Genomic DNA, 15,373 nt, shown 5'->3' on the forward strand with positions numbered 1-15,373 from the left:
TATTAAGGAATATTAAGTGCAAGCAATTATTAAAAAATTTCAATTAGGTCAACACGAAGTAACCCTAGAAACGGGTGCAATTGCACGTCAAGCATGTGGTGCTGTATTAGCAAGCATGGGTGATACATCAGTTTTAGTAACTGTTGTTGGTAAGAAAGATACAAAACCAGGTCAAGATTTTTTCCCATTAACTGTTAATTACCAAGAGCGTATGTATGCTGCAGGTCGTATTCCAGGTGGCTTCCTTAAGCGTGAAGGTCGTCCAAATGATGGCGAAACATTAATCGCACGTTTAATTGACCGTCCAATTCGTCCATTATTCCCAGAAGGTTTCATGAACGAAGTACAAGTTATTGCAACAGTTGTATCTTCAAACTCTGAAATTCAACCAGATATTTTAACTATGATTGGTACTTCAGCGGCACTTGCCATCTCAGGGATCCCATTTAATGGTCCTATAGGTGCATCTCGTGTTGGTTATGTAGATGGTCAATATGTATTAAACCCTTCTGTTACAGAATTAGAAAACAGCCAATTAGATTTAGTTGTTGCTGGTACTGATAACGCAGTATTAATGGTTGAATCAGAAGCCGATGTATTACCAGAAGACGTAATGTTAGGTGCTGTTGTATATGGTCATGAACAAGCTCAAGCTATCATTACTGCAGTAAATGAGTTTAAAGCTGAAGCTGGCAAACCTACTTGGGACTGGACAGCTCCAGAAAAAAATGTTGTTTTAGCAGATAAAATTGCCGCGCTTGCAGAAGAGAAAATCGGTGCAGCTTATTTGATTACTGATAAAGTAGCACGTAAAGATGCAATCAATGATACTAAAGCGCTAGTGATTGAAACGTTAACAGCTGAACTCGCAGAAGATGAAAAGTTAGATACTCAAGAAGTGGGTAAACTTTTAGGTTCACTAGAGAAGAAAACAGTTCGTGGTCGCATTATTGCTGGTGAAAAACGTATTGATGGTCGAGATCCTGCTTCTGTTCGTGCTTTAGATGTTAAAACTGGTGTACTCCCACGTACTCACGGTTCTTCAATCTTTACGCGTGGTGAAACACAAGCACTAGTGACTGCTACTTTAGGAACAGAAAGAGATTCTCAGCTAATTGATGACCTTTTAGGAACGCAAAAGAATCACTTCATGCTTAACTATAACTTCCCTCCTTTCTGTGTAGGTGAAACTGGTTTTGTTGGGTCTCCTAAACGTCGTGAAATTGGTCACGGTAACTTAGCAAAGCGTGGTATGAAAGCAGTAATGCCAACGTTAACTGAATTCCCATACTCAATTCGTGTTGTATCAGAAATCACTGAATCAAATGGTTCATCTTCAATGGCTTCAGTGTGTGGTTCTTCACTTGCACTTATGAATGCGGGTGTACCAATTAAAGCATCTGTAGCAGGTATTGCTATGGGTCTTGTTAAAGAAGACGAAAACTTTGTTGTCCTTTCAGATATCTTAGGTGATGAAGATCACTTAGGCGATATGGATTTTAAAGTAGCGGGTACTCAAGGTGGTATCACTGCATTACAAATGGATATCAAAATTGAAGGTATCACGCAAGAAATTATGCAAATTGCTTTAACGCAAGCAAAAGCAGCACGTTTACACATACTTACAGTGATGGACGAAGCGATTTCAGCTCCTTCTGAAGAATTATCTGAGTTTGCTCCTCGTATCTACACTATGAATATTCCACCTAAGAAAATTGCTGATGTAATCGGTAAAGGTGGTGCGGTGATCAGAGCATTAACTGAAGAATTCGGCACAACTATCGAAATCGAAGATGATGGCACAATAAAAATTGCTGCAACTGATGGTGCAAGTGCACGTGCTACAATCGAGCGTATCGAACAAATCACTGCAGAGCTTGAAGTTGGTACTATCTACAATGGTAAAGTTGTACGTATCGTTGATTTTGGTGCGTTTGTAAATGTACTTCCGGGTAAAGATGGTTTAGTTCATATTTCACAAATCTGTCAAGAGCGTGTAAATAATGTTGCTGATCACCTTAAAGTTGGTCAAGAAGTTAAAGTTAAAGTTGTTGAAGTTGACCGCCAAGGCCGTGTTCGCTTAAGCATCAAAGAAGCGATGGCTCCTGCAGCACCAACAGAGGCTCCTGCAGCTGAATAATTTGAGTTAAGCTTAAATTAAAATAAAAAAGGGGCTTGGCCCCTTTTTTATTACCCGATCATAATTTGCATTAATTAATCTAATTGGTTTAATTGAACTAAAAGAATAGGCTATACTCTTAAGAGTACTTCCCATTTAATCGGTTATGACAGTTAAGGAAATCGATGCAATTAAAAAAATTACTTTTAGGTGCTTTTCTAGGGCTTAGTTTAGCAGCTTGTCAATCGACACCAGAAAAACAAGATTTACCTGTTGTTAATGTTGCTTTCACAACACCGCTGGAATCAAATGCGCGAAGTGAGCTGGCAATTGCGCGTTACAGTGAATTGCTCTACCGTGCTAATTTAACAAATGAGCAAAAAGCACAACTATATTATGATCGAGGGGTACTGTTTGATAGCCTAGGCATGCAAACTTTAGCATGGATTGACTTTAATCGAACGATAAAACTGAAACCAGATTTACCCGAAGTATATAATTTTTTAGGTATCCATCTCACTTTAAGGCAACAATATACCAAAGCATATGAGATGTTTGATTCTGTTTTAGACTTAAAGCCAAAACATGAATATGCTTATCTTAACAGAGGCATTGCATTATATTATGGTGACAGAGCTCAGTTAGCTAAATCAGATTTTACTACGTTTTTAGAATATGCACCTGATGATGCATATCGTGTGGTTTGGCTTTATTTAGCTGAACAAGCAATCTCAAAACCAGAAGCCGTTAAACACTTAAAACAGCATGCAAAAAAACTTAACTCTGATAACTGGGCTTATCAACTTGTTTCTTTATACAGTGGTGAATTAAGTGAAGAAGACTTTTTAGCTGGCTTAGATAAAAATGTAGGTAATCAACAACAATATGCAGAGCGTTTGTGTGAAGCTTACTTTTATTTAGCTAAGCAATATCAATATGCAGGGAATAACCTCAGAGCTGCGGAATACTTCAAATTGGCTTTAGCAACTAATGTCCATGAATTTGTTGAATATAAATATGCTAGGCTCGAACTTCAAGTATTGCAAAATGAAGCGATGGCTTTAGAAGCTGCAAAAATAGTACATTAAATGCCAAATTATTTTGAGATAAAGCCGAAGCATTTGCTTCGGCTTTTATTTTTGGCTGTGATCCTTATTAATATAAAACCATTTAATTTATCGGCATATTATATTAATGATAGGGCCTTAAATACTTCAATAATTCAAAAGCAAACTGCTATGCATTCAATGAATGAGTCTATGTCTAGTCTTCGTTATTTAGCATCTATCAATAATATAGATGCGATGAATTTATTGGCTCAAAGATATGAAATTCAAAAGAGTTACTTATTAGCCGAAAAACTTTATCTTAAAATAATTGTTCAAACAAAGAATAAAAATGCTAAAAAAATTGCACGCAAAAACTTATTTACATTTTATAAAAAAAATCAGTTGTGGAAAAAAATAGATTATTTTCTAAATGAAGATGATCCTAAAGATTGGACTTATTTATCTCAACTACATAACTCTCAACTGTTAACTGCATTGGCTCAAGAAGATGTAATTGACCTTACCCAAAAGAATATTTTGACTGTAGGAGTTGACTTTGTTAGTTCTGTTAAACAATTAGATGTAGATAATATGTGTAAAGTTAATATTGTGCCTGTTGCACGTAGCTACTCTAGTTTGACTCAATCTATTAAGCAAATCTATTCATTCTCAAAACATCCCTTCTTATCTGGTTTACCTATATGTTTTACAAAACCCCTGTATATAAATAAATCGAAATTACCTTGTTTAGAAAATGTAAATTCAGCAATAAAATGTGATTTTACTCAGTTAGCACAAATATCTGATTGGCCTGATAATATTCGTCATTTAATGGTAATAGCTGAAGGAGGTAAAGCGAATGTTCATCAAGGAGTAATGTATTTAGCGAATGAGTCTGGTTTTAATGTATTTAAGCACGAGTTTATGCATTTGTTTGGTTTTGATGATGAATACGAAATATCAAAATCAAAGCAAAAAAAACGGTGTAATCTAAATGCTTTAAATTTGAGATACAGCCAACTCACTTTAAAAAGAAATACTGAAGTACGGTTTAAAAATTTGAAACCCGTTGCAAGTTGTAACGGTAGTAAAATAAAAGCTTACAAGCCAGTAAATGAATTAACTTTAATGCAGTATTTAGATAAGGGGTTACCCAAAAAGTATCAAATTAAACTGACTAAAAATATAAATAAATATTTATCTATGTTTCCTGTCTTTGCCATGAATTTTGCGCAATCGACTAAAACGCGTTTTTGGTATTTATATGCCGCTAAACTCGGGTTTAAAGGTGCTTTAATTCAAGTCGCTTTATTAAAAGAAGCAGAAGGCAATATCACAACAGCTATTAAACTACTAGAACAATCAGGTGATTGGCCATTGGCGCAGTCAAATTTAGCACGCTTGTATTATGAGCAAATGCAATATAAAAAAGCACGTAAATACTTTTTATTGGCCAGTACAAAGTCCTTAGATAGTTTTGCACAATACTTTTATGGCAAAATGTTATTTAACGGGCAAGGGGGCAAGACTGACAAAGAGGCTGCAATGCACTACTTTAAGTTATCTGCAGCACAAAATAACCCTTTGGCGATGAACTATCTGAACAGTACCCCAGTATTGTGATGCTTTTATTTAAGGCTAATTCATATAACTGAATTAATGTATTTTTAACTTAAGTTTATCTTTAGCTTATCAATAAGTTAATTTTTGAGCGAGAGAACCTTTATTTGTGATATTTAGTTAGAATTGACGTTTATTCACTATTCTAGCTGGGGTTATAAATGATATGATTTCAGAGATTTGAACTTCAATTTTGGAAATGAAATATACAAATGGCTTTGCTATGGATCCCTTTATTATCTTTACTAGCTAGCATTATAGCGTCTGTAACTGGTAGCTTGAACCGAACTGTGAGTGCCTGGTTAACTGCAATTATGCCCGCAATTGCACTGGCAATTGCAATTTATTATACACCGGCTATTTTTTCTGGTGAAACTTTGCTGTATTCACTTGAATGGCTCCCGGCTATAGGCATTAGCCTATCTTTCAGGCTTGATGGTCTCGCACTATTATTTGTTTTTATGATCTTAGGTATAGGTTTGTTAGTGATCCTTTATGCCAGGTATTACTTAAGCGAAAATGATTCTATGGCTAAGTTTTACGCATTTTTAATGTTATTTATGACTGCGATGTTAGGAATTGTTTTATCTAATAACATTCTTCAGCTTTGGGTTTTTTGGGAGTTAACAAGTGTAAGTTCATTTTTATTAATTAGTTTTTGGTGGCATCAGTCAAGTGCAAGAAAAGGCGCGCGAATGGCACTTGCTGTTACAGGTGCAGGAGGCTTAGCTCTATTGGCAGGGTTAATCATGCTGGGTAATATTGTTGGCAGTTATGACCTTTCAGTTGTCCTACAAAGTGGTGATTTAATTAAAAGTCATGCTCTTTACCCTGTTACTTTAGTGTTAATTTTGTTAGGTGCATTTACTAAATCGGCACAATTTCCATTCCACTTTTGGTTACCTCACGCTATGAGTGCTCCTACCCCTGTGAGCGCATACCTACATTCAGCTACTATGGTAAAAGCTGGAATTTTTTTATTAGCACGTTTTTATCCTGCTTTAGCTGGTACTGAACTTTGGTTTTTAATTGTAGGTTTAACGGGGTTGGCCACTTTACTACTAGGTGCTTATATTGCTTTATTTAAACATGATCTAAAAGGTCTATTAGCTTATTCTACAATAAGTCATTTAGGTTTAATTACTTTGTTATTAGGTTTAGATACGCAACTGGCTGCGGTTGCCGCCATTTTCCATATTATAAATCATGCAATTTTCAAAGCTTCATTATTTATGGCTGCGGGCATAATAGATCATGAATCAGGCACCCGTGATATGCGTAAATTAAATGGTTTATTTAAGTTTATGCCTTATACGGCAACACTTGCTATGGTTGCATCAGCCTCTATGGCAGGTGTGCCTTTATTGAACGGCTTTTTATCCAAAGAGATGTTTTTTGCTGAAACGCTGCATCAACAAGTACTAGGATCTATGTCTTGGTTAATTCCTGTGCTAGCAACATTAGCTGGTGTTTTTGCCGTAGCGTATTCGGCACGGTTTATTCATGATGTATTCTTTAATGGTAAGCCAATTGGGTTAACTAAAATGCCTCATGAACCGCCTAGGTATATGCGAGTACCTGTTGAAATTTTAGTGGCGCTTTGTATTATTGTTGGCGTAGTACCTAATTTTGTTGTTGATGGTATTTTGACATCAGCATCAATTGCTGTAGTAGGCCATGCACTACCTGAATATAATTTAGCAATTTGGCATGGGTTTAACTTACCTTTACTCATGAGCTTTATTGCTGTTGTATTAGGTTTATTTGTATATACGCAGCGTAAACACTTTTTTCAATTTCAAGCCTCTTTACCAAGTATTGATGCAAAGGCTTGGTTTGAGCTATGGGTTCAAACCTCGGTAAAATTTAGCTCTAAATTTATAAACTCTATTGAGAATGGTTCATTACAAAGATATATATTTTTGTTCTTATTAAGTGTGCTTGTATTAGCTGGTTTACCATTATTTGATATGATCCAACTTGCTGGCTCAGAAAGTTTAATGCCAATTTCTCCACAAAACGCTGTTGGTGCAGGTCTATTAATTGCGGGCGCATTGGCAACTATCATTTGGCATAGAGTACGTATTGTTTCATTGATAAGTATTTCAATTGTAGGCTTGATGGTTTCAGTGGCATTTACTCGCTTTTCTGCTCCAGATTTGGCACTAACACAACTTATTGTTGAAGTGGTTACTGTTATATTATTAATGCTAGCCTTATTCTTTTTACCACAGAAAACACCGAAAGAGTCGAGTTCTCCTCGCATTTTAAGGGATTTAGCGATAGCTTCTAGCATAGGTGTTGTTGTTGGAAGCATCTGTTATGCCATGCTTACACGGCCTTTATCGTCGATATCTGACTTCTTTTTAGCGAACGCTAAGACGGGCGGTGGAGGCACCAATGTTGTTAATGTTATTTTGGTTGATTTTAGAGGTTTTGATACCTTAGGAGAAATTACTGTTTTAGGCATTGCTGCATTAGGTATCTATAAGCTTTTGGCAAACTTGCCATTATTTATGCCATCTAGTGATGGAGAAGGGAGGTTATGGGCAAGAGAGCGCCACCCAATATTACTAGCTAGTGTTTCGCAAAGCTTATTACCTTTAGCTTTATTAGTATCGGTATATATTTTCTTAAGGGGTCATAACCTTCCCGGTGGTGGGTTTATTGCTGGTTTAGTTACCGCAACTGCATTTATTTTACAATATATGGCACATGGTTCTCAGTGGGTTTCATCTCGGTTTGATGCTAACTACAGAAAAATAATCGCTTCAGGTATTTTAATTGCTTTAGCCACTGGTGTTGGCAGCTGGTTTTTCAATCGTCCATTTTTAACAAGTTGGTTTGAATATTTTAAAGTTCCGCTAGTAGGAAAGGTTGAACTTGCCAGCGCAATTGCATTTGATTTAGGTGTTTATATTACCGTGGTGGGTTCTACTTTAATGATTTTGGCAAGCCTAGGAAAGCTGACTATCGCGACAGAGCCAAAGGAGAATAATTAATGGAAATTTTATACGCTGGCTGTGTTGGAATACTTGTTACATGTGGCATTTTTTTAATGCTACGTGCACGTACTTTTCCTGTTGTACTAGGTTTAACTATGATGTCGTATGCTGTGAATTTATTTTTATTTGCATCAGGCAGGTTAAACTCAAATCAAGCCACAATTTTAGGTCAATCAATTCAATATGCAGATCCTTTACCGCAAGCCCTAGTATTAACAGCGATTGTTATAGGTTTTGCAATGACAGCATTTGTCGTTATTTTATCAATACGTGGCAGAGCTGATTTAGGTAATGATCATGTAGATGGAATAATTCCAAATAAAAATAAAGAATCTCAAAGGGAGAGCCGTTAATGGGCCACTTAGTGACCTTGCCTATTTTATTGCCTATGTTAGGTGCAATTTTATTACTACTACCGCCTTGTGGTAAAAATGTAAAAGTTAGACGTACAGTATCTCAAGTATTTGCTTTGTTTACATTAGTAGCTTCTCTAATATTGTTAAATTATAGCGCTAGCAATAATATTGAAGTATATGCAATTGGTAATTGGAGTGCGCCATTTGGTATTGTATTAGTTAGTGATATGCTTTCTACACTTTTGATTTCATTAACTTCACTTTTAGCCTTATGTTGTATTACTTATGCAAGTGCTGGCGACGATGAGAGTGGTAGCTTTTTTCATCCGTTAATGCAGTTTTTAGTTATGGGTGTTAATGGGGCGTTTTTAACTGGGGATTTATTTAATCTATTTGTATTCTTTGAAGTTTTATTAATTGCATCATATTCCTTACTTATGCATGCAGGGGATAAGCATAAAACCCGCTCGGCATTACACTATGTAATTTTAAACCTTATTGGTTCAAGCATATTTTTAATTGGATTAGGCGTATTATACGGCGTATTGGGTACATTAAATATTGCCGATATGGCAGTGAAAGTATCTCAGCTTACTGGTGATGATGTTGCTCTGGCTAAAATTGGTGGTTTATTATTATTAATTGTATTTGGTTTAAAAGCAGCTATTTTACCACTGCATTTATGGTTACCAAAAACCTATTCATCGGCTTTACCTGTTGTGGCAGCTATGTTTGCAATCATGACTAAGGTAGGTGTATATGCCATGCTCAGAGTATATACAATAATTTTTGGCGAACAAGCCGGTGAGCTTGCCTTTATGGCACAATCATGGCTATGGCCATTAGCTATTTTAACAATTGCGATTGGTGCTATTGGTGTACTTGCCAGTGAGGATTTAAGAAAGCTAACAGCAAACCTTGTTATTATTTCAGTCGGTACTTTAGTTGCAGCAATTAGTATGCATTCTGTGATGGCAACTGCCGCTGCACTGTATTATGTGATTCACTCAACCTTAATGATAGCTGTGTTATTTTTATTGGCTGATTTAATTTCGGTTCAAAGAGGTAAAGTCTCAGATCGATTAGTTGAAGGTCGACCCGTAGCACAGCCTTATATATTAGGTGCTGGTTTTTTAGTTGCAGCTTTAGCTGTAATGGGAATGCCGCCAATGTCTGGTTTTATCGGTAAAATTTGGCTATTAAAAGCATCTTCACAAATTAACGGAACATATATATTTTGGCCTGTGTATTTGATTGCTAGCTTTGTTGTATTAATTGCTTTATCTCGTGCCGGAAGCTATTTATTTTGGCGACATTCTAATAATGAAGCGACCAAAGAAAAAGCTGCACCATTAAAAACAAATGTGATTATCACTTTATTATTATGTTCACCTTTAATGGTTATATTTTCAGGACCTATTAGTGACTTTACATTAGCTGCCGCTAAACAATTACATGATGTTACTAATCATGTAAATACCGTTTTAGCCATATCAAATCATGGATCTAAATAATGAGGTTAAAAGCAAAACTTTCTTGGTTACCAACGCCATTTCGTAGCCTGCTATTGTTTGTTGTATGGTTATTATTAAATAATAGTATTTCAGTTGGTCATCTGATCTTAGCAACGATTTTAGCCATTTTAATTCCGTTGCTAACTTTTAGATTTCGAGAGCCACAACCGCTGATCTTAAAGCCAGGACTTGCGCTTAGGCATTTTCTATTAGTGCTTTACGATATTGTTACAGCAAATGTGCAAGTGGCAATTTTAATCTTGGGTTCATCTAAAAAGTTACGTCCTGCATTTGTAAAAGTGCCTCTGGATTTGTCTCATGAAATGCCTATTACAATATTAGCAAGTACGGTTTCATTAACACCTGGAACAGTAAGCGCTGAAATATACCCAATACCAGAAAGCATTACTGAAGATGATAAAGAGCCTCAAAAATATTTGTTGATCCATGTTTTAGATTTAGAAGATGAAGAAGCATTAATAAAAATGATTAAACAAAGATATGAAGCCCCATTAAAGGAGATTTTTCAATGTTAGATTTATCATTATTAGATACAGTGATCTTAATTGTTTTTTCTATGATTGGCATCGCTTTGTTATTGAATTTATGGCGTTTAATTATAGGGCCTTCGGTACCAGACCGTATTTTAGCCTTAGATACCATGTATATTAATACAATCGCATTAATTATTTTATATGGTATTCAAATGGATACCGCTTTATATTTTGAAGCTGCATTATTAATTGCTATGTTAGGTTTTGTAAGTACAGTTGCTGTGTGTAAATACTTACTTCGTGGCGATATTATTGAATAAAGGTTAAATATGATTTTTGAATGGTTTGTATCAGTATTATTATTAATTGGCGGTGCCTTTATTTTAATCGGCTCTATAGGGTTAAATAAAATGCCTGATTTTTTTATGCGTTTACATGGGCCAACAAAAGCAACTACTTTGGGTATGGCTGCTGTTTTGATTGCTGCTATGGTGTATTTCAGCTTTACGCAAAATGGTATAAGCGTGAAAGAAATTTTGATATCCGTATTTTTATTGATCACAGCACCTATCAGCGGATATATGTTAATAAAAGCAGCAATACACCATAAACTTGAAGCTAAAAAAGGCACCAAAGGGTTAGATAATATAGAAGATGACTAATTTTGTAATTTACAATTTTTTAAATAATGCAAGACAGGCCCTTTATATTTTTTTGCTTGAGTTGAATGGCTCGGTTGTGGAAGTTCGATATTCAGATAAGCCGCTCTTTGCTCAATTAAAGCAATGTAGCTGCTGCCTTTTAAAAAATAAAATTCTTGAATAAGTGTTTTTTCACTGATTGATGCATGTTTATTTTTTAACTTATCAAGACTGAATTGTAACCAATGATAATATATCTTTTTATCGGTACTACTTGTCTTTGTGAATAACTTATCAATTTTTAATGATATTTTTTCTGACAAAGAAATATTTTCCATAAATATCAGCGTATTTAAAAGATTGAGAGCTGTTGTGAGTTGACTTGCTGTTCTAGACACTCTTTCCTTTAAATATAAGGCGTGGGAAAATTTCTTCTTCGCTAAAATAAAGTCATTTTGGCTTAATGCGAGCATACCTAAGTTGTTACTTATACTTGCTTCAAGTATTTTATTTGGCGTTTTCTTTAATAACATTATTGCTTGTGAAAAGTATGTTTTGGCAAGTTTTGTATTTTTTATATAGCGTGCAGCAATTGCTGCATTATTGAGGTACTTTGTTTGTTTAGCGATGTTTGTTGTTGTTTCTAGTGCACATTGATAAGCTTTTAACGCTTGCTGGTTATATCCTGATTTTCTAAACCAAATACCGGTTAAATTATAATAGAAGCCAATTTTGTGCTTTACGGCCATATCATAGCTATGTTTCATATCCGAAAATATCTCTTCAGCAAAAGTTAGTTGTGAGCTATTTAAAGCTGCTCTTATTGCTGCTGTATGCCAACGTAATTCTATTGATTTAGGTAAGTTATTTAATTGATTTTTATAATTGAAGTAATTATTTATTGCTAGACTAGGATAATTTGCAGCATCTTTTTCGGCTTTAACTAAAGCGTTAAAAGTTACTGTTGGGCTACTGGATATACTCAAGTTTATTACAGTAAAAAATAATGCTGAAGCAGTTAACATTTCATCATCAAAATTAAATATCAATAGTTAAACTCTAGCAGTTATTTTGGTCCTGGGTATTTTATGCAATAAAAAAGCTTGATATTTATATCACGCTTTTTTATTGCAATTTGTAACTTACTTTACTTCTTTACCCGCTGCTTGCTGATCTGCGTGGTAACTAGAGCGTACAAATGGACCGCTCGCGGCATGTGTAAAGCCAATTTCATCTGCATAGTCTTTTAATGCATCAAACTCAGCTGGTGGTACGTAGCGCTTTACAGGTAAGTGGTGTTTAGAAGGTTGGAGGTATTGGCCAACAGTTAACATATCGACGTTATGCTCTCTAAGATCCCTTAAAACTTGTTCTATTTCAGGTATTTCTTCACCTAACCCAACCATTAGTCCTGATTTTGTTTTAACATTTGGGTGTGCTTCTTTGAAGCGGCGTAATAATTCTAGAGACCATTTATAATCAGCACCTGGCCTTGCTAATTTATATAAACGAGGGGCAGTTTCTAAATTATGATTAAAAACATCGGGTGGCGTTTCAATGAGAATCTCTAAAGCACGATCCATTCGGCCTTTAAAGTCAGGCACTAAAATTTCAATTGTAATATCAGGGCAGTGTTTTCTAATGTGTGTAATGCAGTCAGCAAAATGTTGTGCGCCACCATCTCGTAAATCATCTCTATCTACTGATGTGATCACGACATATTTTAAACCCATATCACGTATCGTAAGCGCTAACTTTTCAGGTTCTTCTGCTTCAGGCTTTAAAGGGCGGCCATGGGCAACATCACAAAATGGGCAGCGGCGAGTACAAATAGCACCTAAAATCATGAATGTAGCAGTACCATGATTAAAGCATTCAGATAAGTTAGGGCATGAGGCTTCTTCACAAACTGAGCTTAAACCTCGGCTACGCATTGCTTTTTTTATGCCATCTATGCGTTCACTTGACTTTGGTAATCGAATTTTAAGCCATTCGGGTTTTCTCAGCATTTGGCTTTTTTCAGTTGCGATAATTTTTATTGGGATATGTGCTAATTTTTCTGCATCCCTGAGTTTCACCCCAGGTTGTACTTTAACTGGTTTGTTTTGTACTTTATTGTCTGAAAGCGTCATTCGTGTTCAAACCCCTGTATTTGTATGCTTTTAAGATCTGCATTTATTTTCTGTAATTTTGTGATTAAGTATTTTACTAATGCACTCGATGCTTGTTCAAGGCTTTGAAGATCTGATAAATCTTTACTTTGAACCATAGTTAAGCCAGCGTAACCGCATGGATTTATGCGTAAAAATGGACTTAAATCCATATCTATATTTAGTGCTAAACCATGAAATGAACATCCTCTTCGAACTCTCAGTCCTAAAGATGCTATTTTGCTATTATTAACATAAACACCCGGAGCATCGGCTTTGGCATAAGCTTTGATACCAAATTCAACTAAAGTCTCTATGATTGCTTCTTCAAGCCAAGTAACCAGCTCTCGCACACCTATCTTAAGTCGACGTAAATTGAATAAAACATATAAGACTTGTTGGCCTGGTCCGTGATAAGTTACCTGGCCACCTCTATCAACTTTTACTACTGGAATATCACCAGGCATAAGTAAATGTTCTTCTTTACCTGCTTGGCCTTGAGTAAAAACAGGATCATGTTCAACTAGCCATATTTCATCTGGTGTTTCATCTGTTCTGCTATCAGTGAAACTTTGCATTGCCTGCAAAACACCTTCATAACCACGACGATTAAGTTGGCGGACAATAACACTATTTTGACTCAAATTAATGACTCCTAAAATGAGTTATAGGAAATATCAATCAGAGTACGTAGCGTACATCTTCTATATTACCAAGTTCAGTATAAAGCTGTTCTATATGTTCTTTACTTGTAACTGTTGCTACTAAGCTTACTGACTCGTATGTGCCCTTGCTACTTGGTTTGCTTTTTGGTGCGTAATCACCTGGGGCATATTGTTGCATTACAACTAAAATTTGATCTGTTAGATTTGTATTGGCCAAACCCATAATACGAAATGTAAATGGGCAAGGAAATTCAAGAAGTTCATCAAATTTAGTATCTTTAACAGGTTTTACCACAATAATTCGCCTTTCATGTCACTAGTTTAAAATCATTACAATTGTGATGCTTAGTTTTATAGAACTAAATCTCAGTCTTTGAGGCAGCTATTACAAAGTAATTGAATGTTTAAAAAGGTGGGCATTTTATCATTAATATGGTTAAAACGCTTATTAATATTCTTAATTTAAAGATTAATAATTTTATTTCATTTGAATATTAAACAAAGATAGAAACAAAAAACGCCTCATAAAATGAAGCGTTTTTTTGACATAAGATAGGCTTTTAGTTCGTTAGTTGAAGGCGTAAGTAGTCGTATACTTTACTAAAGAAACTGCCTTCTTCAATTTCTTCTAACGTAACTAGAGGATATTGAGCAATATCTTCACCTTCAAGCTGTAAAAATAGTGAACCTACTGTTGTACCCTTAGCAATTGGAGCTTTAAGTTCTTTATCTAGTTTAAAGTTAGCTTTTAAGTTTTTACGTTGACCACGTGGAATGGTAATTGGGGTATCTTGTAATATACCTAAAGAAACTTCCTCTTTATTACCCATCCATATACGTTGTTTTGCAAAACTATCACCGGCTTTATAGGGTGTAATTGTTTCAAAAAATCTAAAACCATAGTTTAATAACTTTTTACTTTCTACTTTGCGAGCGCGTTCACTGGTAGTACCCATAACAACTGTAATTAAGCGCATATCGCCTTTAGTTGCTGAAGTTACTAAGCTATAACCTGCTTCGCTTGTATGACCTGTTTTAATGCCATCTACATTTAAGCTGTTATCCCATAATAGAGAGTTACGGTTAAATTGTTTTATGCCATTAAAAGTAAATGATTTTTCAGCGTATAAAGCATATTCTTCAGGGACATCTTTGATTAATGCTGCACCTAAAGTAGCCATGTCTTTAGGTGTTGTATAATGTTCATTAGTATCTAAACCATGGCTATTGATAAAATGCGAATTAGTCATGCCTAGTTGTTTTGCATGGGCATTCATTAAATCTGAAAAAGCACTTTCACTGCCGGCAATATGCTCAGCCATAGCAACACAAGCATCGTTACCTGATTGAATAATAATGCCACGGTTTAAGTCTTCAACAGAAATGTTTTTGCCAACTTCAATGAACATTTTTGACGAATCAGGGAAGTTTTTGGCCCAAGCATTTTCACTTATGGTGACTTTATCAGTCAAAGCAATATTGCCGTTTTTAATTTCAGAGCCAATAACATAGCTAGTCATCATTTTTGTTAAACTAGCAGGTGCTAATTTATCATCCGGATTCCCTTGGGCGATTACTTTGCCCGTTGTGAAATCAACTAAATAATAACCTTTTGCATTGATTTGGGGAACAGACGGAATGATTTGAGCTGTGGCATTATATGTTGTACTAACTGTTGCCGCTAAGGCAACTGAATAAACAATTTTGCTTATTTTATTTAATAGTTTGTTTTTTATTTGTTTCATATTGCTAATAAGCTA

The 15,373-nt window shown here is 35.3% G+C and carries 14 protein-coding genes; 9 read left to right on the plus strand and 5 right to left on the minus strand.

Going from position 1 to position 15,373, the window contains the following annotated elements; genetic code table 11:
* Positions 1 to 16 precede the first annotated feature (16 nt).
* The 9 genes from pnp (at position 17) to BM088_RS02525 (ending at position 10,819) form a co-directional block, all read left to right on the plus strand.
* Positions 17 to 2,140, plus strand: a complete 2,124-nt coding sequence (gene pnp, locus BM088_RS02485) for a polyribonucleotide nucleotidyltransferase (RefSeq protein ID WP_091979580.1) — start codon at positions 17 to 19, stop codon at positions 2,138 to 2,140.
* Positions 2,141 to 2,304: 164 nt separating this feature from the next.
* A complete protein-coding gene (gene nlpI, locus BM088_RS02490; protein ID WP_091979582.1) occupies positions 2,305 to 3,207 on the plus strand; it encodes a lipoprotein NlpI in 903 nt (300 codons plus the stop codon).
* A 150-nt stretch (positions 3,208 to 3,357) separates the two neighbouring features.
* Positions 3,358 to 4,791, plus strand: coding sequence for a tetratricopeptide repeat protein (locus BM088_RS02495; RefSeq protein ID WP_143085025.1), 1,434 nt, complete (start codon positions 3,358 to 3,360; stop codon positions 4,789 to 4,791).
* 209 nt (positions 4,792 to 5,000) lie between these two features.
* On the plus strand, positions 5,001 to 7,790 hold the full coding sequence (locus BM088_RS02500) for a monovalent cation/H+ antiporter subunit A (protein WP_091979586.1): 2,790 nt from the start codon (positions 5,001 to 5,003) through the stop codon (positions 7,788 to 7,790).
* Positions 7,790 to 8,146 (plus strand): Na+/H+ antiporter subunit C, encoded by a 357-nt coding sequence (locus BM088_RS02505; RefSeq protein WP_091979588.1) that lies wholly within the window; start codon positions 7,790 to 7,792, stop codon positions 8,144 to 8,146. The genes BM088_RS02500 and BM088_RS02505 overlap by 1 nt, the downstream gene beginning before the upstream one ends.
* Positions 8,146 to 9,663 carry a monovalent cation/H+ antiporter subunit D gene (locus BM088_RS02510; protein ID WP_091979590.1) on the plus strand — a complete coding sequence of 506 codons (1,518 nt, stop codon included), beginning with the start codon at positions 8,146 to 8,148 and terminating at the stop codon, positions 9,661 to 9,663. Before BM088_RS02505 ends, BM088_RS02510 begins: the two co-directional genes overlap by 1 nt.
* Positions 9,663 to 10,199, plus strand: a complete 537-nt coding sequence (locus BM088_RS02515) for a Na+/H+ antiporter subunit E (RefSeq protein ID WP_091979592.1) — start codon at positions 9,663 to 9,665, stop codon at positions 10,197 to 10,199. The genes BM088_RS02510 and BM088_RS02515 overlap by 1 nt, the downstream gene beginning before the upstream one ends.
* A complete protein-coding gene (locus BM088_RS02520; protein ID WP_091979594.1) occupies positions 10,193 to 10,477 on the plus strand; it encodes a K+/H+ antiporter subunit F in 285 nt (94 codons plus the stop codon). The genes BM088_RS02515 and BM088_RS02520 overlap by 7 nt, the downstream gene beginning before the upstream one ends.
* A gap of 9 nt (positions 10,478 to 10,486) precedes the next feature.
* Positions 10,487 to 10,819, plus strand: a complete 333-nt coding sequence (locus BM088_RS02525) for a Na+/H+ antiporter subunit G (protein WP_091979596.1) — start codon at positions 10,487 to 10,489, stop codon at positions 10,817 to 10,819.
* Here the strand turns inward: BM088_RS02525 and BM088_RS02530 are convergent.
* The 5 genes from BM088_RS02530 to BM088_RS02550 form a co-directional block, all read right to left on the minus strand.
* Positions 10,816 to 11,847 carry a tetratricopeptide repeat protein gene (locus BM088_RS02530; RefSeq protein ID WP_091979598.1) on the minus strand — a complete coding sequence of 344 codons (1,032 nt, stop codon included), beginning with the start codon at positions 11,845 to 11,847 and terminating at the stop codon, positions 10,816 to 10,818. The genes BM088_RS02525 and BM088_RS02530 overlap by 4 nt on opposite strands.
* Before the next feature lie 93 nt (positions 11,848 to 11,940).
* Positions 11,941 to 12,930 carry a lipoyl synthase gene (lipA, locus tag BM088_RS02535; protein WP_091979600.1) on the minus strand — a complete coding sequence of 330 codons (990 nt, stop codon included), beginning with the start codon at positions 12,928 to 12,930 and terminating at the stop codon, positions 11,941 to 11,943.
* Positions 12,927 to 13,592 (minus strand): lipoyl(octanoyl) transferase LipB, encoded by a 666-nt coding sequence (gene lipB / locus BM088_RS02540; protein ID WP_091979602.1) that lies wholly within the window; start codon positions 13,590 to 13,592, stop codon positions 12,927 to 12,929. The genes lipA and lipB overlap by 4 nt, the downstream gene beginning before the upstream one ends.
* A 37-nt stretch (positions 13,593 to 13,629) precedes the next feature.
* Entirely contained in the window at positions 13,630 to 13,908 is a 279-nt protein-coding gene (gene ybeD, locus BM088_RS02545) for a DUF493 family protein YbeD (RefSeq protein ID WP_091979604.1), read from the minus strand.
* Positions 13,909 to 14,173: 265 nt separating this feature from the next.
* Positions 14,174 to 15,358 (minus strand): serine hydrolase, encoded by a 1,185-nt coding sequence (locus tag BM088_RS02550; protein ID WP_091979606.1) that lies wholly within the window; start codon positions 15,356 to 15,358, stop codon positions 14,174 to 14,176.
* Positions 15,359 to 15,373 lie beyond the last annotated feature (15 nt).

This window comes from Pseudoalteromonas denitrificans DSM 6059 (assembly GCF_900112265.1).
Classification (GTDB): Bacteria; Pseudomonadota; Gammaproteobacteria; order Enterobacterales; family Alteromonadaceae; genus Pseudoalteromonas; species Pseudoalteromonas denitrificans.